Origin of the sequence: Streptomyces sp. NPDC092296, assembly GCF_044755465.1 — a bacterium.
Taxonomy (GTDB): Bacteria; Actinomycetota; Actinomycetes; order Streptomycetales; family Streptomycetaceae; genus Peterkaempfera.
The window spans coordinates 40,176-63,905 of record NZ_JBIVRB010000023.1; the positions used below are offsets into that span (position 1 = coordinate 40,176).

Annotated in this window: 24 protein-coding genes; 15 read left to right on the forward strand and 9 right to left on the reverse strand. The window is 71.3% G+C overall.

Annotation, left to right across the window (positions count from 1 at the left end):
• Positions 1 to 21: 21 nt before the first annotated feature.
• The 3 genes from ACIQGZ_RS28580 to ACIQGZ_RS28590 all read right to left on the reverse strand — a co-directional run bounded on the left by ACIQGZ_RS28580 (position 22) and on the right by ACIQGZ_RS28590 (position 2,718).
• On the reverse strand, positions 22 to 633 hold the full coding sequence (locus ACIQGZ_RS28580; RefSeq protein WP_402607374.1) for a DUF4232 domain-containing protein: 612 nt from the start codon (positions 631 to 633) through the stop codon (positions 22 to 24).
• A gap of 193 nt (positions 634 to 826) precedes the next feature.
• Positions 827 to 1,474: a LuxR C-terminal-related transcriptional regulator gene (locus ACIQGZ_RS28585; protein WP_402607376.1), complete on the reverse strand. Its 648-nt coding sequence runs from the start codon at positions 1,472 to 1,474 to the stop codon at positions 827 to 829.
• A complete protein-coding gene (locus tag ACIQGZ_RS28590) occupies positions 1,459 to 2,718 on the reverse strand; it encodes a sensor histidine kinase (protein WP_402607378.1) in 1,260 nt (419 codons plus the stop codon). The genes ACIQGZ_RS28585 and ACIQGZ_RS28590 overlap by 16 nt, the downstream gene beginning before the upstream one ends.
• Positions 2,719 to 2,993: 275 nt before the next feature.
• On the opposite strand from ACIQGZ_RS28590, the gene ACIQGZ_RS28595 reads away from it, so the two are divergent.
• A complete protein-coding gene (locus ACIQGZ_RS28595) occupies positions 2,994 to 3,461 on the forward strand; it encodes a hypothetical protein (RefSeq protein WP_402607380.1) in 468 nt (155 codons plus the stop codon).
• 197 nt (positions 3,462 to 3,658) lie between these two features.
• The gene (gene hemC, locus ACIQGZ_RS28600; protein ID WP_402607382.1) at positions 3,659 to 4,594 is read left to right on the forward strand and encodes a hydroxymethylbilane synthase; all 936 of its coding nucleotides are present in this window, start codon (positions 3,659 to 3,661) and stop codon (positions 4,592 to 4,594) included.
• Here the strand turns inward: hemC and ACIQGZ_RS28605 are convergent.
• The 3 genes from ACIQGZ_RS28605 to ACIQGZ_RS28615 form a co-directional block, all read right to left on the reverse strand.
• The gene (locus ACIQGZ_RS28605) at positions 4,591 to 5,556 is read right to left on the reverse strand and encodes a hypothetical protein (protein WP_402607385.1); all 966 of its coding nucleotides are present in this window, start codon (positions 5,554 to 5,556) and stop codon (positions 4,591 to 4,593) included. The two genes, hemC and ACIQGZ_RS28605, sit on opposite strands and share 4 nt — an antisense overlap.
• Positions 5,557 to 5,717: 161 nt before the next feature.
• Positions 5,718 to 6,365: a hypothetical protein gene (locus tag ACIQGZ_RS28610; protein WP_402607387.1), complete on the reverse strand. Its 648-nt coding sequence runs from the start codon at positions 6,363 to 6,365 to the stop codon at positions 5,718 to 5,720.
• A 32-nt stretch (positions 6,366 to 6,397) separates the two neighbouring features.
• Complete coding sequence (locus ACIQGZ_RS28615; protein ID WP_402607390.1) at positions 6,398 to 6,835, reverse strand: ATP-binding protein; 438 nt, start codon at positions 6,833 to 6,835, stop codon at positions 6,398 to 6,400.
• Between the two features lie 170 nt (positions 6,836 to 7,005).
• Between ACIQGZ_RS28615 and ACIQGZ_RS28620 the strand changes: the two genes are divergently transcribed.
• The 4 genes from ACIQGZ_RS28620 to ACIQGZ_RS28635 all read left to right on the forward strand — a co-directional run bounded on the left by ACIQGZ_RS28620 (position 7,006) and on the right by ACIQGZ_RS28635 (position 10,559).
• Positions 7,006 to 8,376, forward strand: coding sequence for a transcriptional regulator (locus ACIQGZ_RS28620; RefSeq protein WP_402607392.1), 1,371 nt, complete (start codon positions 7,006 to 7,008; stop codon positions 8,374 to 8,376).
• Positions 8,377 to 8,407: 31 nt separating this feature from the next.
• Positions 8,408 to 8,767 carry a hypothetical protein gene (locus tag ACIQGZ_RS28625; protein WP_402607394.1) on the forward strand — a complete coding sequence of 120 codons (360 nt, stop codon included), beginning with the start codon at positions 8,408 to 8,410 and terminating at the stop codon, positions 8,765 to 8,767.
• 59 nt (positions 8,768 to 8,826) lie between these two features.
• On the forward strand, positions 8,827 to 9,348 hold the full coding sequence (locus tag ACIQGZ_RS28630; protein WP_402607396.1) for a hypothetical protein: 522 nt from the start codon (positions 8,827 to 8,829) through the stop codon (positions 9,346 to 9,348).
• Between the two features lie 203 nt (positions 9,349 to 9,551).
• Positions 9,552 to 10,559: a transcriptional regulator gene (locus ACIQGZ_RS28635; RefSeq protein ID WP_402607398.1), complete on the forward strand. Its 1,008-nt coding sequence runs from the start codon at positions 9,552 to 9,554 to the stop codon at positions 10,557 to 10,559.
• Between the two features lie 839 nt (positions 10,560 to 11,398).
• Here the strand turns inward: ACIQGZ_RS28635 and ACIQGZ_RS28640 are convergent.
• Complete coding sequence (locus tag ACIQGZ_RS28640) at positions 11,399 to 12,631, reverse strand: helix-turn-helix domain-containing protein (protein WP_402607400.1); 1,233 nt, start codon at positions 12,629 to 12,631, stop codon at positions 11,399 to 11,401.
• Between the two features lie 254 nt (positions 12,632 to 12,885).
• Here ACIQGZ_RS28640 and ACIQGZ_RS28645 point away from each other — a divergent pair, with 254 nt between their 5' ends.
• A complete protein-coding gene (locus ACIQGZ_RS28645; RefSeq protein ID WP_402607403.1) occupies positions 12,886 to 13,710 on the forward strand; it encodes a hypothetical protein in 825 nt (274 codons plus the stop codon).
• A 222-nt stretch (positions 13,711 to 13,932) separates the two neighbouring features.
• Positions 13,933 to 15,000: a hypothetical protein gene (locus ACIQGZ_RS28650; protein WP_402607406.1), complete on the forward strand. Its 1,068-nt coding sequence runs from the start codon at positions 13,933 to 13,935 to the stop codon at positions 14,998 to 15,000.
• 79 nt (positions 15,001 to 15,079) lie between these two features.
• Here the strand turns inward: ACIQGZ_RS28650 and ACIQGZ_RS28655 are convergent, their stop codons facing one another.
• Together ACIQGZ_RS28655 and dtd are read right to left on the reverse strand one after the other, a co-directional pair.
• Positions 15,080 to 15,787, reverse strand: coding sequence for an SIMPL domain-containing protein (locus ACIQGZ_RS28655; protein ID WP_402607408.1), 708 nt, complete (start codon positions 15,785 to 15,787; stop codon positions 15,080 to 15,082).
• 28 nt (positions 15,788 to 15,815) lie between these two features.
• Positions 15,816 to 16,241 carry a D-aminoacyl-tRNA deacylase gene (gene dtd, locus ACIQGZ_RS28660; protein ID WP_402607410.1) on the reverse strand — a complete coding sequence of 142 codons (426 nt, stop codon included), beginning with the start codon at positions 16,239 to 16,241 and terminating at the stop codon, positions 15,816 to 15,818.
• A gap of 402 nt (positions 16,242 to 16,643) precedes the next feature.
• Here dtd and ACIQGZ_RS28665 point away from each other — a divergent pair, with 402 nt between their 5' ends.
• The 7 genes from ACIQGZ_RS28665 to ACIQGZ_RS28695 all read left to right on the forward strand — a co-directional run bounded on the left by ACIQGZ_RS28665 (position 16,644) and on the right by ACIQGZ_RS28695 (position 23,552).
• On the forward strand, positions 16,644 to 17,255 hold the full coding sequence (locus ACIQGZ_RS28665) for a hypothetical protein (RefSeq protein WP_402607413.1): 612 nt from the start codon (positions 16,644 to 16,646) through the stop codon (positions 17,253 to 17,255).
• A 117-nt stretch (positions 17,256 to 17,372) separates the two neighbouring features.
• On the forward strand, positions 17,373 to 18,644 hold the full coding sequence (locus ACIQGZ_RS28670) for a GNAT family N-acetyltransferase (RefSeq protein WP_402607416.1): 1,272 nt from the start codon (positions 17,373 to 17,375) through the stop codon (positions 18,642 to 18,644).
• Between the two features lie 124 nt (positions 18,645 to 18,768).
• On the forward strand, positions 18,769 to 19,416 hold the full coding sequence (locus ACIQGZ_RS28675) for an HAD-IA family hydrolase (RefSeq protein WP_402607419.1): 648 nt from the start codon (positions 18,769 to 18,771) through the stop codon (positions 19,414 to 19,416).
• Positions 19,417 to 19,528: 112 nt separating this feature from the next.
• Positions 19,529 to 20,737: a helix-turn-helix domain-containing protein gene (locus tag ACIQGZ_RS28680; protein ID WP_402607422.1), complete on the forward strand. Its 1,209-nt coding sequence runs from the start codon at positions 19,529 to 19,531 to the stop codon at positions 20,735 to 20,737.
• 125 nt (positions 20,738 to 20,862) lie between these two features.
• Positions 20,863 to 21,306, forward strand: a complete 444-nt coding sequence (locus ACIQGZ_RS28685; RefSeq protein ID WP_402607424.1) for a recombinase family protein — start codon at positions 20,863 to 20,865, stop codon at positions 21,304 to 21,306.
• Between the two features lie 678 nt (positions 21,307 to 21,984).
• Entirely contained in the window at positions 21,985 to 22,470 is a 486-nt protein-coding gene (locus tag ACIQGZ_RS28690; RefSeq protein ID WP_402607427.1) for an NUDIX hydrolase, read from the forward strand.
• Between the two features lie 32 nt (positions 22,471 to 22,502).
• A complete protein-coding gene (locus ACIQGZ_RS28695) occupies positions 22,503 to 23,552 on the forward strand; it encodes a glycosyltransferase family 4 protein (protein ID WP_402607430.1) in 1,050 nt (349 codons plus the stop codon).
• Positions 23,553 to 23,730: the final 178 nt, after the last annotated feature.

Sequence of the window (23,730 nt, forward strand, 5' to 3'; positions counted from 1 at the left end):
CCACCGCGCCCGGTATCGGGACTACCACTTCAGCGCGTCGGCCGACTTGCCCTGCCAGTAGGTGACGAACGCCGAGTCGTCGGTCCAGACCTTGCCGCCGGGCAGCTTGGCGTTGAGCGCCTTGCCGACGTTGCCGGTCTGCTTGGCGTTGCTGAACATCACGCCGAGCTTCCTGGTGTAGTGCGCGTGCTTGCCCTTGCCGTTCCCGGCGGACGTCTTGATCCCGGCGTAGGCGGACTTGCCGGGCTTCAGCAGCACCACGGCGTGCGGACGGCTCTTGGCGTAGAACTGGGTGGCGGACTGGGCCTGGTCGAAGCGCAGGTACGGGGCCTGGTAGGCGGCGCAGGTCTTCTTGGAGGTGTTGGTCGCCACCAGCAGCAGATGGTTGACCGGCCGGGACACCTTCCGCACGGTGACCTTCATCGAGTTCCCGGAACAGGCCGGGGTCTTGGCCTTGGCGGCCGCCTTGGCCTTGGCGGTGGTCTTGGCGGTGGCAGCGGTCTTGGCGGTGGTCTTGGCGGTGGGCTTGGCGGTGGCGGCGGACGCGGGCTGTAGCGCGGTCAGGCCGAGCGCGGCGACGGCCACACCGGTCGCGGCCAGCCGGACGGCGGCGCGGGGCGAGCGTACGTTCATGTCCACTCCTGGGCTGTTCGGGGACCGGTGCGGCGCAGCGCCGCACCGGGCAGTGGCTTTCACTGGCCAGGACGGCAGCCCCACCCTCCCGGTTGCGGAGCTGACCACCCGTGACATGATCTTGGGTCCGCCGGGACAGAACCCGGACATTCCCCGGCCGACCGGCCCGCCGCACGCCGCGCCCCAGGGCACGTCAGGGTTGGTTCAGATAGGTGAGGACGGCGAGGACGCGACGGTTGCTGTTGTCGTCATCGGTGAGGCCGAGTTTGCCGAACATCGAGGTGGTGTACTTGCTGATGGCACTGTCACTGAGGAAGAGCCGCCGGCCGATGGCCTGGTTGGACAGTCCCTCGGCCATCAGGCTGAGCACGGAGTGCTCGCGTTCGGTGAGCCCGCCGAGGCGCCGGTGGGAGGACCCGCTGGACAGCAGCTTGGCGATGACGGCCGGGTCCATGGCCGTACCGCCGCCGGCGACCCGTTCCAGCGCGTCGATGAACTGATCGGCGTCGAACACGTTCTCCTTGAGGAAGTAGCCGATGCCACCGGCGCCGTCGGCCAGGAGCTCGCGGGCGTACAACTGCTCGACGTGCTGGGAGAGGATCAGGATCGGGAGCCCGGACAGTTCGCCACGGGCGGCCAGAGCCGCGCGCAGGCCCTCGTCCGACTGGGTCGGCGGCATGCGGACGTCGACGACGGCGACATCCGGTCGCCAGGTCAGCAGCGCGTCGAGCGTCTCGGGCCCGGTGCTCGCCGTCGCCACCACCTGGTGCCCGTACGCCTCGATGAGACGGACCATCCCGTCGCGCAGCAGGTAGAGGTCCTCGGCTACAACGATTCGCATGGAACCATCATCCTCACCCGGGTCGGACCGCCCGCCGGGCTGGTGATCTCCAGGGTGCCGTCGAAGACCGCGAGGCGGCGGCGCAGCCCCGCGAGTCCGCCGCCGGGCCGCTCGTCGGCCCCGCCCCGGCCGTCGTCCTCGACGTCGACGACGATCCCGGTGTCGTCCCGGGCGATGGAGATCCGCGCCCGGGTGGCATGGGCGTGCTTGGCCGCGTTGGTGACCAGTTCCGCGACTCCGAAGTACACGGCGGACTCGATCGGCGGGTCCAGGCGCAGCCGGACCTCGGCGCTGACGGTCGCTTCGAGTGGGCTGTCCATGGCGAGAGCGCGTACGGCGTCGACGAGCCCGCGTTCGGTCAGCACCGGTGGGTTGATTCCCCTGACCAGTTCGCGGAGCTCGGTCAGTGACGTGACGGCGCCGGCTCGCGCTTCCCGCATCAGCGCCCTGGCCTGGTCGGGGTCGGTTTCCATCAGCTTCTCCGCGGTCGCCAGGGAGAGCCCGAGCCCGACCAGGCGGGCCTGTGCTCCGTCGTGCAGGTCCCGCTCGATCCGGCGGATCTCCGCAGCCTGCGCTACCGTCGTGTCCGCGCGCTGGGCCGTCAGCTCCGCCACCCGGTCCGCCAGCACCATCGCCGGCGAGGCACGCAGGAAGCGGACGGCCACCGGCTGGACCGGCCGCCAGGCGTACGGGGCACCGGCGAGGGCCACGACCAGGCCGAGCACCCTGACGAGGTGCGCGGCGGTGCCCGACTGCCCGAACCCGAGGACCGCCGCAGCCACCCCGGCCGGCGGGAGGGACGCGACCACGCCTACGGTGAGCGGCAGGATCAGGGTGAACCGCAGGTCACGCCAGGTGGCGGGGTCGCCCCACCGGACCCGCCACCTCTGGTCCAGCAGCGCGTCGCGGCTGGTGCGCTCGTAGCCGAAGCCGTTCCACCAGTAGCCGGTGGACAACTGCGTCACCGGCCCGGCCTGCCGGTATCCGGCGGGGACGACGGTGGCGGTCCACCTCGCGACGAGGAAGCGGACCGTCCGGCAGACCGGGCGGGACAGGGCGAGCGTGCCCACGCACACCAGCAGGAACGGCGCCGGCCACGACCACGGGTTTCCCGGCCCCCACCAGATCCCCAGCGCCACGGCGGCGGCCCACACGGCCGGGACCAGCATGCCGACGACCGCCACGACGCACGCTCGGGCAAACCCCACGCAGGCACCGGCCACCCAGGAGACCACCTGTCGCATGAAACCTTCCCCCTCCTTCATCCCTGCTTCATCCATCCCGCTGCTTCATCGCCCCGACCGTGGCACCCGCGACTCCCGCGACGCGCCGATCCGGCCGGTACGGCTCGGTGTCTCCACTGTGCACCGCACGCAGCCCGGTACCCCCCGGATCGGCTCCGACGTGGGTCTGGCCCCACCCACCCCGGCGTCCAGGCGCATACCGCGCCCCCGAGGCGGTCCCTAGCGTCGATACCAGGCCAGACGACACCGGCGAGGAAGTAGGGACGAAGCGAGACATGGACACCGCCGACCACACCGCGGCCGAGACCGCCCAGTTCGACCACCCGCACACCCACCGCATCCACCGCATCCACCGCACCCACCGGGCCTTCGGTAGGACGAAGACCCTCGTCGCGGCCTACGGCGCGCTGAGCGCCGCAGTCCTGGTCACGGTCGTCGTCCTCGCGGTCACCGGGCACACGGTGACCTCGTTCATGTGGGGCCGATCGGCCGGCGTGCTCGCGAGCGCCGCCGTGACCTACTGGCTGACTGCCCGCGCCGCCCGGGGAGCACGGTGGGCCTATCTCCGCGTACGCGTCATCTCGGTCGCCGTACCGATCGCGATCATCGCCATCGACACGACCCTTGGCGCCCTCCCGCCGTGGTTCGTCGCGACACAGGCCGCCTGTGCCCTCCCCATGGCCGCAGCCGCCTTCATCGTCAACGGCCCCACCCTGCGCACCGCCTTCCCCAACCCCCGCTGACCCTCCCCAACTCCCACCCGCTCCCGGAGCCGGCACCGCGCCCCGTCGTGCCTCGGCGCCCGCTCGGTCGGCCCCTTTCGGAGCGTAACCGGGCCACCGGCGGCCGCCGCGATATGCCGACATCCCGTCTGTAAAACACGGCAGGATAACGGCGTAGCATTGCTTGAAATCCTGCCGGGCGTGGAAAGGCGGCTCCCATGGCTGCGTTCTTCATCGGGTCGCGTGCGAGCAACCTTGCAAAAGCCCAGGTGCGTGGATATCTCGCCCCGCTACGTGAGCGCTTCCCCGAGGTCACCTTTACGCACCGGGTGATTCTGGAAGGCGGCGACCGGGATCGCAGGTCGCTGCTTTCCGATGTGTCGGCCGCCAGCGGCGGCAGCGCGTTCAGCAGCGAGCAGGAGGCGGCCCTGCTCCGGGGTGACGTGGACGCCGTGGTCCACTCCCTCAAGGACCTCCCCACAGCGAACCCGCCGGGTCTGGTGCTGCTGCCCCCGCCGGGGCGCGAGGACGTGCGGGACGCCCTGTGCGGTTCGACGCTGGCCGGGCTGCGCAAGGGGGCGCGGGTCGGCACCGGCGCTCCCCGGCGGATCGCGCAGCTGCTGGCCGTACGTCCTGACCTGGAGCTGGTCCCGATCCGGGGCAATGTCCCGCCCCGGCTGAAGAAGATCGAGACCATGGGCCTCGACGCCGTGGTCCTCGCCGCCGCCGGGCTCCGCCGACTCGGTCTGGAGCACGAGGTGGGTGAGCTGCTGCCGCTGGAGCTGTTCCCGCCGAGCCCCGGGCAGGGGGCGCTGGGCATCCAGGTCCGCGCGGACGACTCCGCCGTCCGTGCGGTCCTGGCGACTGCGGGAGACCCGGCCGTCGACGCCCAGGTCCGGGCGGAACGGGCCCTGCTCGCCGAACTGCACGGCGGATGCAGCGTGCCGGTGGGCGCCTATGCCGAGACCCGGCCGGACGGCAGCCTCTCGCTGTTCGCCCAGGTCACTTCGCTGGACGGCCGCCAGCGGGTTTCCGGCACGCTCACCGGCCCGTCCTCCGAACCGGAAAAGCTCGGCACCGCCCTGGCCGGCCGACTCACCGACCAGGGCGCCCGCTCGATCCTCGACGCGCTGCGGACCGCCACGGCGGTCTAACCGAGCTGCCGGGCGATATCCAGCGCCGCGTACGTGATGCTGGCGGCAGCGCCTGCCCGCTTCAACATGGTGAAGAGTTCCACCAGCTTGCGGACATCCCGCCTGCCGGTGTCGGATTCCACGTCAGTGAGCGCGTTGTACTCGCCTGAAACCGAGAACGGCGCGAGTGGCACCAAGGTACGCGTCTGCAGTTCGCGGAGTACATCAGCACAGAACAGTGCGGGCTCCAGCAACAACATGTCAGCCCCGTCGCTCACCAGCTTGAGGGCCGAGTCCACAAACTGTTCGGGCCTACCGGGGTTGATCTGAAATTCGCGGTCGACTCCGGCCTTCGGCGTGGCGCCCATGGTGAGCCGGAATCCGTCGTACAGCGAACTCCAGAAGATCACATGCGGCATGACGGACACACTCTCGTGCCCGGTCCCGTCCAATGCGAGCCGTGCGCCCCTCGTCGTTCCGAGCACCATCGAGGCGGGGCCGACGATGTCCGCTCCTGCTTCGGCGTGTACGACCGCCTGCCTGGCGGTCACGTCAACCGTGGCCGGTACATCCGGCCGCCCGTACCGGTCGGTGAGGTAGCAGACCCCGTCGGCGGTATAGCTGCACAGGCATGTTTCGGTCATGACCGCGATGGACGGCTCCGCCTCCTTGGCGGAGCGGATCGCGCGGGCCATGAGCGAGTCGGACCTGTGTGAGGCTTCGCCTGTGGCGTCCCGCGCGGCGGACTCGGCGAACAGCTTCACCGACCGGATGCCCAGCGCGGCGGTCTCACGCATCACGGAGGGAATCTGCTCGAGCGTAACCGTGGGCATGGGGCGGTCGGCTGCTTCTGCGGTGACGAGCAGCACCATGGACAGATCCGCAGGGCTGAGCGCCGGTCCCTCCAAGAAGTGGCGGACAGCCGGTCGGCTTCGAAGCGGGCTGGTCGTCCCGGCAATGCGGGCGGACTCGGTGACGCGCATCAGTCCTCATTTCGTCTGGGGGCACAGCGAGTTGGACACGAGGAGTGCAAGGCATGAAGGCGTGGCAGGACATCCGACCGCACGTCGTCACCGATCCGCAGCGCGTCGCCGCGTATCGGGAGCGGCTCGACGCCGAGGTCGATCGGTGGGACGGCGGTTCCTCAGCGGGCGGTGGTGCTGCTGCTGGTGAGTTCGTGGGTGAGGTCGACGGGGGTGCAGTCCTGGAGGGCGGTGACGAGTTGGCCGGCCAGGATGCGGTGGATGCCGGGGTCGGTGTAGAGCATGGTCATTCGGGTGGCGAGTCGGGGGTGTGGGGAGCCGGGGACGGGGGTGTAGAGGGCGCCGTGGACGCCGACGACCTGGGGGTTCTTGACGCGTACGGCGGTGTGGTGCCCGGTGAGGTGGGGGCAGAGCCGGGTGGCGAGGGGGGCGCAGGGCAGGCAGACCGGGGGGTGGGTGGCGGCCATCTGCTCGGGCCAGTTCGGCCAGTCGCCCCGGTCGTCGTGGAGCAGCCACAGCACGCCCCGGTCGTCGCGGTCGGCGGGTGCGGCGCAGATCTGGCAGCGCAGGTGCCGCATGGCGTGCCGCTGCCGGTACGGGTGCACCCGGGCGTACTGCGGCTGTCCCTTGCCCGGCCGGCTGCCGCTCCGCCGCCACAGCACCCCGTACTCGTCGCGGTCCCCGACCCGTTCCCGCCGGAAGGCGATGCCCCCGGTCAGGGCGTCCTCCACCACCTCCGGCGCGGCCTCCTCCTCGCTGCTCCACGAGGTGATGTAGGGGACGGTGGGCTGCCGCTTCGGCTTGGTCATCGTCTGTCCTTTCGGTTGGGCGCTGTGTTTCGTCAGCGGATGGTGTGGCCGGGCGTCGGTACCGTGCAGAGGGCCCAGACCGTCTTGCCGGCGCGGAAGCGGTGTGCGATCACGCCCCAGGTGTCCGCGACGGCGGCCACCAGGAACATGCCGCGCCCGGATTCCTGTTCCGGGTCGGCCTCGCTGATCTCGGGCGGTCGCGGACTCGGGTCGGACACCGCGACCAGCAGGTGTGGGCCGTCGGCGGCCACGCGCAGCCGGGCCCGGCCGAGGCCGGAGCAGCCGTGGTCGACTGCGTTGGCGACCATTTCCCCGAGGACCAGGTCCACGTCTGCCAGCCCCTCGCGGGGGTAGCCCGCGTCCACCAGATCCGAGCGGGCCCGTCGGCGGGCGAAGCGCACCGCGCCCGCGTTCGCGGGCACCCACAGATCGCAGACCGGTTCCGCCTTCGCGCGAATGCTCGCCAGCATGTGCGTCTCCCGTCCTCATGCACGGACCGCCGGCCAACTTCGGTAGACGCTGGCCAACTCCGACGATGCCGTGCTGTGGGAGTACGCATAAAGGCCCACATGGTTACCCAACGTGGATAAAGTGATGGGACGTCGAGTCGTGTTCCATCCGTCCTGTGAGTGCCTGCACCATGACGAGGCAGATTCCGCGAGACCTTCCCACGTCGCTGCTCAACGCTCCCGACATGCTGAATGCATGCCGTGCCAGGGACTTTGCAGCGATCTTCACTTTGGTGCGCAAGCACGCGGGCATCTACCCGTCGCGCATCGCCGCCCTCTGCGACATGACGCCGAGCCGGGTCGGTGAGATCGTCAAAGGGCAGCGGACTGTCGCGCACATCGAGGTGATTGAACGAGTAGCGGACGGACTTCGTATCCCGGGTGGGATGCTGGGGCTTGCCGCGCGCCCCTGGGAGACAGGCGCGTACGCTGCCGTCGATGGGCCGGTCCCTCCGACGCCCCCGAGTCCACTTGCGGACGCGATCACGGAGATGGATGACATGAACCGTCGTGAGCTGCTGCGCCTGCTCAGCGTGACCGGCACCATGCTCGCCATACCTGACGGAGCAGCCCTCGGGGGCGAGCGGGGCGGCTTCGACGCTCCGGGCGCGCCGGGCAGGTTCGCATTGGCGGACTACACGCGGCTCAATGAACACCTCTGGAAGGTGTTCGCTCTGGCTCCGAGCAAGTCCCAGGTGCTTCCCCTGGTGCGTGATCAGCTCGACGTACTCCGTGCAGAGATTGGTGGCAGTCCGGGTGCGGAGGCCCGTCGAGACCTCTGCGTCCTGATCTCTGACCTTTTCCAACTCGCTGGTGAAGCGTTCTTCGACAGCAGTAGTTACACCGAGGCAGCTCACTGCTACACACTGGCCGCCGAAGCCGGGAAGGAGGCCGCAGCGTTCGACCTCTGGGCCTGTGCCCTCACCCGGCACGCCTTCATCTCCATCTACGAGCGCCAGTTCACGAAGGCCACGCCCATGTTGGAACTGGCCTCAGCTTTGGCCCGCCGCGGTGACTCCGCTCTCTCCACGCGCTACTGGGTTGCAGCCGCCCAAGCCGAGGCATACGCGGGGCTCGGCGACTTCCAGCGTTGCCAGCGTTCCCTTGACACCGCTGGTCGGGTGGATCAGCTCACCGGACGCGTACACACGGGAGGCTGGCTTCGTTTCGACGGCTCGCGTCTCGCTGAGCAGCGCGGTTCCTGCTATGCGACGCTTCAGCGGCCGGACCTGGCGGAGGAAGCCCTGAACCAGGCGCTCGTGGAGGCGGTGACGACCCGGAGGCGCGCCGGCGTTCTGGTGGACCTGGCCAAGGTCGGTGCCCAACTCCAGGACACACAGCGCGTCATCACCTACACAGGTGCCGCGATGGCCATCGCACGTCGTACGAACTCGGGCGTCGTCGGTCAGAAGCTGCGTGCTCTTGACCCACTGCTCACCCCGTTCAAGGGTGACGTACAGGTTCGTCAGTTGCATGACGAGATCACGGCTCTCGGCAGATGAGTACGTTGTGACTATCACCCAGGAGGAACAAATGGCGGACGAAGGCGGGCGCAGCTTTCGCGAGGCGTGGATCGCCGGCGTGAAGAAGCACTTTCCCGGTGAGCCCAAGCCGGGATACATCTCGCCGTGGGAGGAGATGCCCGACTGGGAGCGGGCGAGTGCGACCGCTGTCCATGGGCAGATCCGTGGGTTCATCGATGCCACGGGCGGCGCGGTCTCCAAGCTGACCAGGGAGCAGAAGGGGCGGTTCGTCGCCCTCTGCTGGATCGGCCAGATCCACGCCCACATCCCCGACCCGAAGCCCTCCTACATCGCGGACTGGGATGCCCTGCCCGCGTGGCAGCAGGAGACCGACATCGAGATCTTCGAGCACATCGAGCGCACCGCGTAACCCGGTCCGCCGCAGGCACCTGGGGGCACCCCGGGCGCGCTTACGCCGCAGCCACCGAGTTGGAGGGCCTTTACGACCTTGGCCGTTGCAAGGGACGATCCGGCACGCCGGGCTGTGGAGCGGCGGTCGGCCAGGGTCGATGGGCCGTCGGGCAGTCCGAGGCCGCCCAGCTCGACCACCCGCACACCCACCGCACCCACCGGGCCTTCGGCAGGACGAAGACCCTCGTCGCGGCCTACGGCGCGCTGAGCGCCGCAGTCCTGGTCACGGTCGTCGTCCTCGCGACCACCGGACACACGGTGACCTCGTTCATGTGGGGCCGATCGGCCGGAGTGCTCGCGAGCGCCGCCGTGACCTACTGGCTGACCGCCCGCGCCGCCCGGGGAGCACGGTGGGCCTATCTCCGCGTACGCGTCATCTCGATCGCCGTGCCGATCGCGATCATCACCATCGACACGACCCTCGGCGCCCTCCCGCCGTGGTTCGTCGCGACACAGGCCGCCTGCGCCCTCCCCATGGCCGCAGCCGCCTTCATCGTCAACGGCCCCACCCTGCGCACCGCCTTCCCCAACCCCCGCTGACCCGCGCGCCCCTGTACACCGCCGTCTCGCTGCTCCCAAGTCGCAGCCCTTGAACTCGACGCAGTCGGAGGCACACCGTCCAGCCGGGCGCGGGCGACCCGTGGCCCGGTTGGCTCCCCGTGTGGGAAGTGACGGGCATCACGGCGCCGTGGACGCCTGCCGGTACCGTGGAGGTACTGGTGAACCTGGTCGGGAGTGGACGTATGGATCGTCGCGGGTTTCTCACTGTCACCGGCACTGCGATGGCCGCCGTCGCGGCGAGTTGGGCCGCCGCCCCGGAGGCGTTCGCCCAAGCGCTCGGCGGCGACCGGGTCACCGATCGGATGGCGGACACCCTTGAGGCGCGGGTGGCCACACTGCGGACCCTTGACGACCAGCTGGGCGGTGCCCGCCTCCTGGAACAGGCCCGAGCGGACCTGTCGCTGATCACCGGCCTGCTGCAACACGGTTCCTGCACCGACGCGGTGGCCGCCCGCCTGTACGGCCTCGCTGCGGAGGTCTCGTACCTGGCCGGCTGGATGGCCTATGACTCCGGCCTCCGCTCAGCCGGTCAGCTGTACTACGTCGGCGCCCTGCGGGCCGCCCGGACTGCGGGGAACAGCGTCCTGGGCGCCTTTCTGCTGGCGGAGATGGGCGTCCATCTGTCGGAGGGCGGCAGGTCGGCCGAGCGCGTCGGGCTGGTGGAGACCGCGTTGCGCAATGCGCCCGGTGACACCTCTCCGGGCGTCCGGAGCTACCTGGAACTCCACCACGCCGAGAGCCTGTCCCGGGACAACCTGCCCGCTCAGGCGGGCGCTGCGCTCAACCGGGCGTTCGACCTGTGGGAACGCCAGGGCGCCGAGGAGATGCCGACCTGGCTTGCCTGGTACGGCGAGGCCCAACTCCGCTCCACCGAAGGCAAGATCATGCTTCGCTCAGGCCAGGTGGACCGGGCGACGGACGCGCTCGCGGCTTCCGTCGACCGAGCCGTCCCGCGTGACCAGGCCGTCCGTTCGGGCCGGTTGGCCACCGCCCGTCTCGCGGGGAAGGACCTGGACGGTGCGCTCGATGCGGCGAACCGGGGGCTGGGCCTGCTGGAGGGCAAGGTGCAGTCCGCCCGTGCCGTTGATCGGCTCAAGAAGTTCGAGGGGTACCTCAGGCCGCACTACGCCGAGCCGGCCGTCGGCGCATTCCGGGAACGCCTGCGCTCGCTGCCGGTACTGGCGGCCTGAGCGGGCCCAGCCGTGGCGGTGCTCTGCGGGCGGTTCGGTCCTCGCCGTAGGTGGGGTCTAACCGGCGAGACAGCTCTCAACCTTGGGGCTGCTCGTGATGGTGCAGATCGGTACCGGGTGAGGGAAAGTCCGGACAAGCCCCGCGAGATCGACCGGTTCCTGAGGCGGTGGGCTGCTATGACCGCCTCAGCTGCGGCACCCGAGGACACCCCCGAGATCCTGAACCGACTAGCACGAGAGATGTGAGAGCCATGAACACGCACCTCATCACACCCCAGCCGGTGACCAGCTGGCGGATCTGTAGCCGTCCGACGCGGACGCTGGAGGGGGCGCGGGCCAGGAAGAGGGCACGGCTGTGCACGGGCATGGCGGAATCTCCTCGGACGAGGTGGGGATGGGCTCGGCCGGCAGGCACCGTCACCCCAGGAATGGAGGGTGTGGTCGGGTCGTGCCGACGAGAAGCAATTGCGCAACAGCCCCATGCAGCGGTCTGGTGCACGGTCAGGAACTCTGGCTCTCGTCGATTTGCTCGACGCGCTCGGAATCGGGCGGCGGGGCACCGGTGGGGCGGAGCGTGGAACCGTTCGGAAGTGCGGTCCACTCGTCACCGCCGCCGGGAGGGCAGAGGTGGTAGGCGTAAACGCCTGCTCCGGGTACATCCACCACAACGCCTACTCGGTCGGTGGCGGTGTCTTCGGCAAGGTCACCGAGGCGTGGTGTCCAGCCTAACGGCGGGCAGGTCACAGCCTCGCGAGCTGCGTTTCCTTCGCTCATGACCACTGACTGTATGGGGATGACTACAGATGAATATGAATCTGAGGAATGCCTCTTCGCCGGTTCTATCCGTCGAGGTGGAAGCGGTCGGACATGCGGCGCAGCTTCTCACGGGTGGCCGTCCGCTCCGCGTAGACGATCCTGCGGAGGGTGGCGCGGGCGATCGGGTGGTTGCGGATGAGCTGAGGGGCGATCCGCTCTGCGTTCTCGAGTTCCCGCAGGGCGTTCTCCCGGTTGCCGTCCCAGAGCCAGGCCCGTGCCAGGTCCATCCGGTGGTGGCCGCGTCGTGAGTTGGGCAGTGCCGTGACCTGCTGCGGGTCGGCCCGCTCGTTCAACGCCAGGGCCGTCTGGTGGTCGCCCATCTCCAACTGCACGGAGATCCCGTGGATTTGGACGTTGCCGGAGGAGAACGTCAGCGAGTGGCGGTCGAAGACCGGCGGCCCGTCGGCGCTGTCGATCCGCTCCGCCGCTTCCCGGGCGTACCGGATGCGCTCCTCACACTGGCTGCGATTGCCCGCGCGTGCCGCTGAGACGGCGGCGCGCAGGTGCAGCGTCCCCCAGGCCCGGACGGCGAGGGTGTCACCGGAGTCGTATGCACGCTCGATGGAGAACAGTGCCTGGTCGGAGAGCGCGAGGGCGTCGTCCCAGTCGGCTGTCGCCCACATGTCCCGGACCCGCATCCAGTCGGCCACCGCGATCGTCACCGGGTCGCCGGACAACCGCGCGGACCAGGCGGCCCGTTCGCAGGCCATGGCGATCAACTCTGGGTGGCCCAGGGCGTGAGCCGCCGTGTGCGTGAACTTGCACGCCACCGAGTAGACGGCGAACGCCTCCTCGCGCTCGCGACCGGTCGCCACCTCTGCCAGGGCGCGGGCCTCCCGCAGCAGGTCGGGCAGCACGCGCAGGATGGCGACATTGGCTGCCGCGTCGCGCAACCGGTGCAGCCGCTCGGTCTCCTGCCACAGCTCGGCCGACGCTCGGGGCCGGCCGTCGAACGTCGGGGCGAGGTCATAGCGGCGGAGTTCGCGCAGGATCGAGGCTGCCGACACCTGCCACTGGTTCTCCGAAGCCTTGCCCGCGACGTACGGGCGTTCCACCAGGTCGTTCGGGTGGCAGTGCAGGGCTGCGGCGAGGCGGTTGACGGTGCTGGTGCGGTCCAGCTCGATCAGGCCTTTCTCCACCTTGGACACCCAGCCCTGGGTCTTGCCGATGGCGGCTGCGAGGTCGGCCTGCGGCATACCGAGGCGCAGCCGTGCGCGACGGACGCGCTTTCCGACGGACTCCCGCTCCTCAAGCACTGCACGCCTCCGATGTCCATGCGGTGTTCGGGTCCACCTGATCCGGCTCCCTGCACAGAACGTACCCGGTAGAGCACACCGGGTGGAATGGAAGGGGTATCAGGAGGCTTGCGGACACGCTTGGCTGAGTGAGCGCGCCGGGCCGATGGGGCGTCAGAGTGGTCAACGGGTCACCGCTTTGATAGCGGGTGGCGTAGTCCTGGCCCTCAATGCCGAAGGCGGCCCCCCTCACTCAGGGGAGCAGCCGCCGCCACGTGCACGACAAGACCCCGTACAAGTGGCTCCGCGGCCAAGTCCCCCACGCACCGGTGCCCGAGGCCACCGTGCAACTCCTGTCGCAGGCCCTCGGTACCGATCTCTCCTATGAACAGGTGTGGACGCGCGGCAAGGCACGCTCCCTGTCATGGACGTCGGCCGACCATGGCCTGGACGTAGCCTGGGACACCCGAGGGCTCCTGGACCTCCTGGCGGAAGGGCAGGCTCCGAGCATGCTGTCCCGGCGCAACTTCATCGCCGTCTCCGGTGCCGCGCTCACCAGCCCGGCGTGGCAGGCGATCGAACACCCCGCTCCCCACCTGTCCACCCGGACCGGGGGTACCGGCCCCGTCAGCGAGCCCGTCCTCCAACTCTGTGAAGAGATCGTCACCCGAGTCCAGCAACTGGACGACCAGCAGGGCGGAGCTGCGTACCTTTTCGTCAGCGACCAGTTCACCGCCGTTTCTCACATGTTCCGGCACGCCGGCTACGACCAGCCCAGCGGCAGGCGCCTGGCTGCCTGCACCGCCCAGCTCGCCCAGACCGCCGGGTTCATGGCCTACGACCGCCAGGACGACGGCGACGCCCAGCGCTGGTACCTCACCGGTCTGCGGGCCGCCCATGCCGCCGCCGACCCCGCCCTGGCCGCCAGCATCATGGGCCTGATGAGCAACCAGGCCGCCGACCTCGGCCGCACCGACGACGCACTGCAACTCGCCGGCTCCCCGACGTCACCTCCGCCCGCAGTATCGCCCTGCTCCAGCAACTGCGCCGCGACCTCACTCCCAGCGCGCCCCGCTCCCCCGCCGTCCGCAGCCTGGTAGCCGACCTCCAACAGCAACTTCCAGCATGACGCGGCGAACAAAGCCAGGGAGCGGTCACACATTCGAGCTCTCGGCCGCCCTGTGCCGCTCACCCGCCTGTGGGGGGCCGGGGTTCGTCCTTCCGCGGCGTGGGTGCGCGCGGACGACGGCCTGCCCGCGCCCACCGGGCCCGGCGCTACCGTGGAGACAGCCACGCAATGGGTCACCCAGGACGGGGGCGACATGGACCGCAGGACGTTCCTGGCTGTCAGCGGCGCGGCCTTCACCGGCCCCGCTCTCACCGCCACCGCCGCGACCAGGGTCGGCGCCGCTCCGGATGCGTCCTTACCCGGCCCCGTTGTCACCCCGGCCATCACCGACGCCATCGCCGCCACTGTCGATGCCGTCCGCCACCTCGATGACGCCGAGGGAGGCGACCGCTCCACCCTTCGCCACGCATACCGGCACTTCACGCTCGTGGCCGACCATGTGCGGGCGAGCCGCTTCACCGACGCAGCCACCCGTACCCGCACCATCGACCTGTGGGCGCAACTGGCCCAGACAGTCGGGTGGATGGCGATGGATGCCGGGCTGCACGGCCTCGCGCAGCGGTATTTCCGCACCGGGCTCACCGCCGCCCACGAATCCGGTGACGCTGCCCTGGCCTCCCACCTGCACGGCTGCCTGACCTACCAGGCCATCACCCTCGGCCACTTCCGCGACGCGATCGACCTGGCCAACGCCGGCATCGCCACCGCCCGCAGCGCATCGCCCGCCGTCCGGGCCCTGGCCGCCGCCCGGCACGCCCACGCCCACGCCGCGCTGGGCGACATCCACGGGCTACGCCAGTCCACCGACGAGGCCCGGCGCCATCTCGACCACCCCGACGCGCTCGGCAGCCGACCGCCGTGGCTGTACTGGCTCACGGACCTGAACGTGGTCACCGGGCAGAGCCTCATCGTCGCGGCCTTCGCAGGCGACGCCACCCACTCCCGGCGCTCCGCCGCCCTCCTCACCGAGGCCGACCCACTGATCACCGGGTGGCTCGGCACCCACGCCGAGCGCACCGAGGACCGCGACGCACTTCTCCATGGAACATGGCTCGCCCGCTCCTACCTACGCCGCGACGACGTCGAGCAGACCCTCGTCACCGCCACCTCGCTGCTCCAGTACGCCTCGACCGTCCGCTCCGCCCAGGTCCGGGGCACCCTGCTCGACCTCGAAGCCGACCTCTCCCGGCGCCGCGATCTGCGCACCCACCGGGGTGTCGTCCGGCTTCGCGCCGACCTCAAGGACATCACGGGGACCTGACCGGCGTTTCACGGCTGGTCGGCGGCGCGCCCACACCGGCAGGCACCGGCCGCGTCGGGGTCAGAGGGTTGCGCCAGGGTCAGAGGGCTGTTGGGGGGCTGATGGTCCAGCGGGCTTCGACGGTGGCGTGGAGGTGCTGCTTGACCGGTTCGAGGTCGAGGTGGGGGTACGGGGTCGGGGTCGGGGTGCCGGAGCGCAGGGCGGCGCCGGGGGCGGGGAGGGGGCCGGGGTGGGGGTGGGTGGTGGTGCTGAGGCCCTGGTCGGCGAGTTCGAGCAGGCCGGTGAGGGTGGCGCCGAGGGCTGTCGCGTACTGGCGGGCCCGCTCCAGGGCGGCGTGGACGGCCTGCTCGCGGGCCCGGCGGTGGGCCGGGCTGTCGGGGCGCAGCTCCCACCAGGGGCCGGCCACCGTGGTCAGCTCCTGGTCGGCCACCCCGAGCAGCAGGTCACCGAGCACGCTGAACTCGGCCACGGTGATCCGCAGTTCGGCGCTGCCCCGGTAGCCGCTGATCCGCTCGCCGGCCCGCCGGGAGTCCTGGTACTCGGGCTGCACCCAGAGCGAGCCGGTCTCGGCCCGCTCCACCGCGTCGCCGTACCCGGCGACCTGGCGGCGTACCGCGTCCAGCCGCTCGGTGAGCCGGGTCAGCGTACGGCGGCGGTCCTTGTCGCGGGCCGAGACGGTGACCAGCAGCCGGGCCAGCTCCGGGTCCACCTCCAACGCGGCCTCGCCGCGCACGGCCACCACCGGGGGCGGCGGGGACGACGGTTCGGATGCCGGTACGGGTGCCATGGGGCGGCCTCCAGGTCGGGAACGGCGGTCAGATCTCCAGCAGGACGGTGAACGGCCCGTCGTTGACCAGCGACACCTTCATGTCGGCGCCGAACCTGCCGGTGGCCACCGTCGCGCCCAGCGCCCGCAGCCGCGCCACCACCTCGTCCACCAGCGGTTCGGCCACCGGGCCCGGCGCGGCGCCGTTCCAGGTGGGGCGGCGGCCCTTGCGGGCGTCGCCGTACAGCGTGAACTGGCTGATCACCAGCAGCGGCGCCCCCAGGTCGGAGCAGGACTTCTCGCCCTCCAGGATGCGCAGCGACCACAGCTTGCGGGCCAGCGCGGCGGCGGTCTCCGGGGTGTCGTCGTGGGTCACCCCCACCAGTACGCAGAGTCCGGGCCCCAGGATCGAGCCCACGGTCTCGCCCGCCACGGTCACACTCGCCTCGGTCACCCGCTGCACCACTGCTCGCATGCCTCCATTGTCCCCTCCCCGGCGGCCCCGCCATTACCGCGCACACCCCGCGCATCGCCAGGGCGCACTTCGCCAGCACGCGCCCCCCGGCAGGACCGCGCGCCCGCCCGGGGGGGCGCCAGGGCAGGGCGGCCGCGTTGGTCGTATTAGCCAGGGGCATTCGCCACGGCTCCGATCGGGTGGACCCGCGATGCGCCCGGTACGTCCCGGATGGCACCATGCGGGAGCGGGTGGGGTCCCGGCGCGGCGCCGCCGCACACCCGCGCGCGTACACGCACCGCCCGCCGCCCGGCCGTCCCGGGGCCGCCGCCCGCCGCCCGGACGGGTGCCGCGCGCACCGGCGGCACCGGCCGCGCGTGGGCAGGGGCAGGCCGGGGACGACCGAGAGACAGCAGGTGGCTGATGGACGAGCACAGCGGACCGCACGGCGCACTCGGCGCGAAGGCCACCCCGGTGCCCGCCCCCGGCACGGGCAGCGCGGACATCGGGCGCCCGCCGACCACCCTGGGCCTGGCCGCCCTGGGCCTGGACGAGCTGCGGACGCTGCGCCGCACCGCCCAGGAGGACGAGGCCGACCTCTCCTATCTGCGCCGGCTGCTCCAAGGCCGGATCGACATCCTGCGGGCCGAACTGGCGCGCCGCGCGGCCGGCGGCCGGGCCGAGCGCGGCGGCCCGCCGATCCCGGCGCAGAACCTGCTCGACCGGCTGCCGGAGATCCTCGCGGACGGCCCGAGGCGGTTCCGCAGCGCCCGGCACGTCACGCTGGGCACCCCGCGCGGCGAGCGGTACGGCTGCGAGGCCGACCAGCTGATGGGGGATGTGCGGCTGGCCGACCTGGCCGCGCAGCGGGACGGCGCGCTGGCGGCGGCGCTGGACCGGCTGGCCGCGTACGAGCGCGAGGTCTCGCACCGGCGGCAGGCGCTCCAGCACACGCTGGACGGGTGCAGCGCCGAGATCACCCGCCGCTACCGGGCCGGCGAGGCCAGGGTGGAGGACCTGCTGGCGGGCGGCTGACCGGGCCCGCGCCACCCGGGCCCGCGCCACCGGGGCGAGGGGCGGGTACCGGGGAGCGGATAGGGGCATGGCGAAAATCGGATGCCCGGATGGTTCCGGCCGCCGTACGGTGCCCCCATGGTGATACAGCAGAGCGGTACGGAGAGTCGGCCCACCCTGGGAATCCGCGCGATCGACGAGGAGGACCTGTCGGGCTGGTCCCGGGCGGTCCACACGGGTTTCCTACGGTCCGACGCGCCGGACGGCACGGAGTGGCGGCGGCTGTCGTTCGAGCCGGGCCGCACGCTGGGCGCGTACGACGGGGACCGCTGCGTCGCCACCTTCCGCAGCTTCACCACCGAGCTGACCGTGCCCGGCGGGGCCGTGGTGCCGGCCAACGCGGTCACCAGCGTCACCGTCACCGCCACCCACCGGCGGCGTGGCCTGCTCACCGGGATGATGACCCGCGATCTGGCGGCCGCCGCCGAGCGGGGTGAGGCGGTCGCGATCCTGATCGCCGCCGAGTACGCCATCTACGGCCGGTACGGCTTCGGTCCCGCCACCCAGCGGCTGGGCCTGGACATCGACCTGGGGCACGCCGGTGGGCTGCGGCCGGTCCCGGCCCCGGACGGCGGCCGGATCGACCTGGCCACCATGGCGGAGGTCCGCGAGCTGGGCCCCGAGCTGTTCGACCGCTTCCGCCGCAGCCAGCCGGGCGCGATCGAGCGCCGCCCGGAGGACTGGCGGGTGCGGACCGGCGACCTGTCCATACCGGGCTTCGACTGGAAGGAACCCTTCGCCGCGCTGCACCGCGACGCCGACGGCCGGGTGACCGGGATGCTGGTCTACCGGGTGAGCGAGGACTGGAACGGCGGCCTGCCGGACTGTCCGCTCACCGTGGCGGACCATGTGGCGGCGGACCGCGCGGCGGCCGCCGCGCTGTGGCGCTTCGCCTTCTCGGTGGACTGGGTGCAGCACGTCAAGATCAAGAACATCGCGCCGGACGACCCGCTGCCGCTGCTGCTGAACAACCCGCGCGCCGCCCGCCCCACCCAGGACGGCGGGGACTTCCTCTGGGCCCGGGTGCTGGACGTGGCCGCCGCCTTCGGCGCGCGCAGCTACGGGGCGCCGGGCCGGGTGGTGTTCGAGGTCGCGGACCGGGCCGGGTACGCGGAGGGCCGCTGGGCGCTGGAGACGGCGGCCGACGGCAGCGGCATCTGCACCCGCACCGGCGACCCGGCCGACCTGGCGCTGGACGTCTCGGCGCTCTCCTCGCTCTACCTCGGCGGCGAGACGGTACCCCGGCTGGTGGCGGCCGGGCTGGTACGGGAGCTGGTGCCGGGCGCAGCCGCCCGCGCCGACCTGACGCTGCGGACGCCGCTGCGGCCGTGGTGCCCGGACAGCTTCTGACGGTCCGGCCCCCGCCCGGGTCTCGACCCGGGCGGGGGCCTTCCAAACACCCTCTCTGGCAGGGCGCGCGGTGAAGGGCGTTGCCGGCGGTACCTTCCCTGGAGTGACACCGAAAGGGTGAGGAATGGCTGGACGCACATCGCTTGCGCCCTACAGGGGCCTGCTGCTGGATTTCGCCGGGGTGTTGACCGAGGAGGTTCTCGGGGTCCACCGCACGTGGTGTGTCGAGCAGGGTCTCGAACCGCACGCCTGGCGGTCGACGCTCAACGATCACCAAGAGGGGCGGGTGCTGTACGCCGACCTGGAGGTGGGGCGGATCAGCCAAGCCGAGTGGAACGAGCGGACCGGGCCGCTGCTGGGCGTGTCCGACAGTGTCAACCTGATGGGGCGGGCCTGGGCGGGGGTTCGGGCGTCTGTGGCGATGATCGGGTTGGCGCGGGCCGCCAGGTCCGCCGGCCTGGTGGTGGGGCTGCTGTCCAACTCGTTCGGGCTGGACCCGTACGACCCCTACCGCGAGATGGGCGTCTGGGACCTGTTCGATGTGCACGTCGTGTCCGAATTGGAGGGCGTGGCGAAGCCTGACCCCGCGATCTACGAACTGGCTTTGCACCGCATGGGATTGGCGGCTGGCGAGGTCGTCTTCGTGGACGACCACGAGCGGAACCTCCCTCCGGCCGAGGAGCTGGGCATGACGGCGATCCTCGGCGACGGCAGTCGACAGACGGCCCAAAGAGTTGCTGGCCTGCTGCAACTGGAGATCGTCGCGGTGTGACGGAGGCCTGCCTCGGCCGGGCTTCAACATCCTGGCAGGGCAGTTCCGTTCAATCACGCGGCTGAGGCGCGTACCGTCGCCTGTGGGGCCAGTCACGGAACGGAGGCAGGCTATGACGCAGTGGTCCGACCGCACCACTGGAGAACGGGTCAAGTTACTGCGCGGTGAACGGCTGACGCAGGAGGGCTTGGCTGCCGCCGCCGGTCTGTCAGTCGGCACCATCCGCAAGCTGGAGCAGGGCGGCAACCTGTCGCTCCCGTCGCTGCTGCGTGTCGCCAACGCGCTCGGCACGGACGTGTCCGTGATGGTCGGCCAGCAAGCTCCCCGGCGCGGCATGGATCTGGACGAGCGTTCCGCGCTGCGAGCCGTTTCCGCAGCGGTCCACGCGTCGGCGATGGGCGACGTCGGCGATGTCGAGCCTGGCTCGGTGGAGGAGCTGCGGAAGGTCGCCCGCCGCGCCGACGAAGCGTTCTGGAAGGGCGCGTACGTCGAGCTGGGTGCGATCCTGTCCCGGCTGCTCCCGGAAGCGCGGGGGCTGCGGGATTCCTTGACCGGCGCGGAGCAGACCCGGGCCGCACAGGTGCTCGCCGACGCGTACCAGACCTCGGCGACCATGGCGAACATCCTCGGCGCGCGGGACCTCGGCTATGCCGCCATCGCGTACGGCCGCCAGGTCGCCAGCCAGGTGGGCGACGACCTGCGCGACGCCCACCTCGCCGCGTCGCTGTCCTGGATCTACCTCCGCGACGGGCACACCACCCGCGGCGTCCAGGCAGCCGAGCGCGCCGCCGCGGCGGTCGAGCCCCGCATGTCCGACAGCGACCCCGACCGGCTCAGCGTCTACGGCCAACTCGTCACCAACGCGGCCGTGGCCGCCAGCCGGGGCGGCGCCAGCGCGGAGACCGCCCGCGACTACCTCAGCCAGGCACACGCCGTCGCCGCACGCATCGGGCGCGAGCACGCACGGGGACAGCAGGGCCAGCCCTTCGGCCCCAGCTACGCCGCCACCCAGGCGCTCTCGGTGGCCCTGGCCCTGGGGGACGCCGGCCAGGCGCTCCGCCTGATCGGGACGACCACCCTCGACCGCGACATGCCGCTCTCCACCCGCGCCCGCTGGAAGCTGGACGTGGCGCTGATCCGCACCGAGACACGCCAGTGGGACGCGGCCACAAGCGAGTTGGAGGAGGTCTGCGCCATGGCCCCCACCTGGGTTCGGCACCAGGCACTCCCCGGCGTGATCGTGGGACGGCTGGCGGACGTGTCGGTCACCAAGGTCCGGAAGGTGGCCGCCGCAGCGGGCGTCAGCCTTGCCGCGCGATAACCCGACTTCGGACTACCACGGTGCGTGGTAGTCCCATGAGGCGTAGTAGTCAGGGGCGGAGAACCTGCCCGGCTGCTACGCCTCGTGCATTCACCAGTGCTGTCCGTGCCGGGACAGTGGTTCACATGCAGCAGGACCGCCACCGCACGGGCCGAGTGCCCGTGGCCCTTTACACCGCCGACCAGGACGCAGCGGCGAGAAGCCGCTTGGTTTCCCTGAGCCGCTGCTACGCGGACGCGCGCGGCTGGGGGGCCGCCGAAGAGGCGTCCGACGTCAGCGTGCTGACACCGCTCGACGAGCGCCCCGGGTGGAAGACCGTCATCGACGCACTGGAGCAGGGACGGGTCCGGGGCGTCGTCGTCGGTCCGGCAGAGGCGGTCGCCGTGAACCAGGCCGACGTGTCCGCCCTGTCCGCGCGGCTCTCGGAACGCGGGGGGTTCCTGGTGGTCTGTGGCTCCCCGGGTAGGGGGGAGTGCGTGCCCCAGGGGCCGCCTCGGCGAACCTTCGGCGATCATCTGCGCCGGTTGTACCTGTACGAGGTGTCCGCCTCCCCGTACCTGCGCACCTGATCTCACCGCACTCCACGGGGAGCTCCTGGCGCGGGGGTTCCACCACCGGTGACCTGAACAGCCGCCATTCCAGCAGCCCAGGGAGGGGGATCACGTTGTCCACGCCACCGCTCCCCACTGCGGCACCACTCCCTCTGCGCGTATACCGACCGCGACCGAGCGCCACCGGGTCACCGTGGTCCGCGGGCTGGAAGGCCCTTCCGCCTGGGCCACGGCAGCCGACCTGCCGACCGCGATCCAGCGGGACCGGGACACCGGACGGGGCAGTGAAGGCGCATGACGGCCCACCTGTCCGGCGCGCCGCATGGTCAGCGGTGGTTCGTCGCGGCCGACCCGCAGACGGTCGCGGTGTACCGGTGCTGTTCGGGCGCTACCAGGCCGGCACGCCGAGTCCGGCGCTGCGCCGGCTGCGCGGACGCCTCGGAGACAGCGTGGATCGGTCGACCGGCTGCCGCCGTGCCCGCCCCGCTGCCGGCTCGCTGACGCCCCGAGCACGAACGCGCGCGGGCTGCCCTGGCGCGAGGAGCAGCGCCTCGGCGCGGTTGGCGTCCACCCGGCTACTCGGTCCATAGAGTGCGTCCGGCTTGCAGAACACGACCGGCATATCGAGAACTTCACACCCATGAGCGCTCAACTGGCAAGCCACTTCGACGACATCGAGATTCGACAGGAGGCATCATGGCCACCTTCCGCTGGACCACCGACCCGCTGCCCGAGGGCATCACCGTCCGCCAGGTCTACGGCTTCTGCTTCGACGCCAGCGGCCGGGTGCTGCTGCGCGAGGACGAGGGCCGCTATGGCCTGCCCGGCCGCAAGCCCGAGGCCGGCGAGGACGCCCGAGCCGTACTCGAACGCGAATGCCTGGAGGAAAGCCAGATCACCCTCGACTCCCTCCTCTACCTCGGCTACCAGGAGGTCACCGAGGACGGTCGGCAACCGTTCGCCCAACTCCGCTACGCCGCGAGGATCGGCGACTTCCTGCCCCGGCAGCCGGACCCCGACACCGGCCGCACCTACGGCCGACTGATCACCCCGATCAACAAGGCCCCGGCCCTGCTCGACTGGGGCATCGACGGCCTCCTCCAGTCCGCAGCCGCAGTCCACGCCGCGTACCGCCTCGGCCTCGACCCCGCCGCCGTACGCGAAGACACCTGGCGCAACTGACCCGCGCCACCGACCGCCTTGGGAGACCACCTGTGCGCTGGCACTTCCACTACCCCAAGCGCAACAGCTTCTACCCGCCCGACTACGAGAACCCCGGCCTCGGCGGCAGCGAAGCCTCCCTCGTCCTGCTCACCCGAGCCCTGGCCGCACGCGGCCACCAGGTCGAGGTCTTCAACTGCTGCTACCGGCCCGGCATCTACGACGGCGTGACCTGGCGCCACACCTGGGAACTCCCCAGCGCCCCGTCCCCGGACATCGCCGTCGCCGTCCGCTTCGACGAATCGCTCTGGCCAGCCGACTCCAAGGCCGGCCAGCACCTCTTCTGGATGCTCGACGACCGCACCCGAGGCCCCGCCGCCTTCGCCGACGCCTTCCGCGACCGAGGCGGCCGGGTCGTCCTCGCCTCCCACGCCATGCAGCACCGGCTGGACACCGCCCAGGTCGACGTCCCCACCGCCCTCATCCCCCTGCCGGTGGAGACCCACCGCTACACCCGCTCCGTCGAGGGCCGAGCAAACATCTGTCTCTTCGCGAGCATGCCGAACCGGGGCCTGGACGTCGCTCTCAGCATCTGGCCCCGCATCCGCGCCGCTGTGCCCGACGCCGAACTCTGGGTCACCAGCGGGTGGCAACTCTGGGGCTTCACCAACTCCGAATCCGATGACCGCTGGCAGCAACTCCTCGGCGGCCGAGCACTCCCCGACGGTGTCCGTCTGCTCGGCGCCCGCCCCCGCGCTGAACTCATCGACATCCAGCAACAAGCCACCCTCACCCTCTACCCCTGCCGCTTCCCCGAGATGTACTGCCTCTCGGCCGCCGAAGCGGCAGCCGCCGGCACCCCGGTCATCACCAGCGCCATCGACGCCCTGACCGAACGCGTCCACCACGACCGCACCGGTCTGCTCATACCCGGCGACATCAACACCCCGGCGGTCCAGAACGCTTTCGTCGAGTCCACCGCCGCCCTTCTCACGGACCCCGCCCACAGGAACACCCTCGCGCACGCCGCCAGGAAAAGCGCCCAGCCGCTGGCCCCAGAGCGCATCGCGGCAGCCTGGGAGGCACTCACGATGCCCCGCTGAGCAAGACCCGGCGAGCGACCGCGCCCCAGCCGGGAGTGTCATGAATCAGGTGTGGGTCTCCACGAAGGAGTGAGCCTGATGAGTATGACGGCTGGTCACCTGATCGAGACCGTGGACAGCGTGTCGCTTGCCGAGGTCGGCGTGAGCGCTGAGGGTGCCGACGTGAAGTCGATGCCGG

Coding starts and splice junctions, on each gene's coding strand:
- ACIQGZ_RS28580 (WP_402607374.1), bottom strand. CDS start 633: ATGAACGTACGCTCGCCCCGCGCCGCCGTCCGGCTGGCCGCGACCGGT.
- ACIQGZ_RS28585 (WP_402607376.1), bottom strand. CDS start 1,474: ATGCGAATCGTTGTAGCCGAGGACCTCTACCTGCTGCGCGACGGGATG.
- ACIQGZ_RS28590 (WP_402607378.1), bottom strand. CDS start 2,718: ATGCGACAGGTGGTCTCCTGGGTGGCCGGTGCCTGCGTGGGGTTTGCC.
- ACIQGZ_RS28595 (WP_402607380.1), top strand. CDS start 2,994: ATGGACACCGCCGACCACACCGCGGCCGAGACCGCCCAGTTCGACCAC.
- hemC (WP_402607382.1), top strand. CDS start 3,659: ATGGCTGCGTTCTTCATCGGGTCGCGTGCGAGCAACCTTGCAAAAGCC.
- ACIQGZ_RS28605 (WP_402607385.1), bottom strand. CDS start 5,556: ATGCGCGTCACCGAGTCCGCCCGCATTGCCGGGACGACCAGCCCGCTT.
- ACIQGZ_RS28610 (WP_402607387.1), bottom strand. CDS start 6,365: ATGACCAAGCCGAAGCGGCAGCCCACCGTCCCCTACATCACCTCGTGG.
- ACIQGZ_RS28615 (WP_402607390.1), bottom strand. CDS start 6,835: ATGCTGGCGAGCATTCGCGCGAAGGCGGAACCGGTCTGCGATCTGTGG.
- ACIQGZ_RS28620 (WP_402607392.1), top strand. CDS start 7,006: ATGACGAGGCAGATTCCGCGAGACCTTCCCACGTCGCTGCTCAACGCT.
- ACIQGZ_RS28625 (WP_402607394.1), top strand. CDS start 8,408: ATGGCGGACGAAGGCGGGCGCAGCTTTCGCGAGGCGTGGATCGCCGGC.
- ACIQGZ_RS28635 (WP_402607398.1), top strand. CDS start 9,552: ATGGATCGTCGCGGGTTTCTCACTGTCACCGGCACTGCGATGGCCGCC.
- ACIQGZ_RS28650 (WP_402607406.1), top strand. CDS start 13,933: ATGGACCGCAGGACGTTCCTGGCTGTCAGCGGCGCGGCCTTCACCGGC.
- ACIQGZ_RS28655 (WP_402607408.1), bottom strand. CDS start 15,787: ATGGCACCCGTACCGGCATCCGAACCGTCGTCCCCGCCGCCCCCGGTG.
- dtd (WP_402607410.1), bottom strand. CDS start 16,241: ATGCGAGCAGTGGTGCAGCGGGTGACCGAGGCGAGTGTGACCGTGGCG.
- ACIQGZ_RS28665 (WP_402607413.1), top strand. CDS start 16,644: ATGGACGAGCACAGCGGACCGCACGGCGCACTCGGCGCGAAGGCCACC.
- ACIQGZ_RS28670 (WP_402607416.1), top strand. CDS start 17,373: ATGGTGATACAGCAGAGCGGTACGGAGAGTCGGCCCACCCTGGGAATC.
- ACIQGZ_RS28675 (WP_402607419.1), top strand. CDS start 18,769: ATGGCTGGACGCACATCGCTTGCGCCCTACAGGGGCCTGCTGCTGGAT.
- ACIQGZ_RS28680 (WP_402607422.1), top strand. CDS start 19,529: ATGACGCAGTGGTCCGACCGCACCACTGGAGAACGGGTCAAGTTACTG.
- ACIQGZ_RS28685 (WP_402607424.1), top strand. CDS start 20,863: ATGCAGCAGGACCGCCACCGCACGGGCCGAGTGCCCGTGGCCCTTTAC.
- ACIQGZ_RS28690 (WP_402607427.1), top strand. CDS start 21,985: ATGGCCACCTTCCGCTGGACCACCGACCCGCTGCCCGAGGGCATCACC.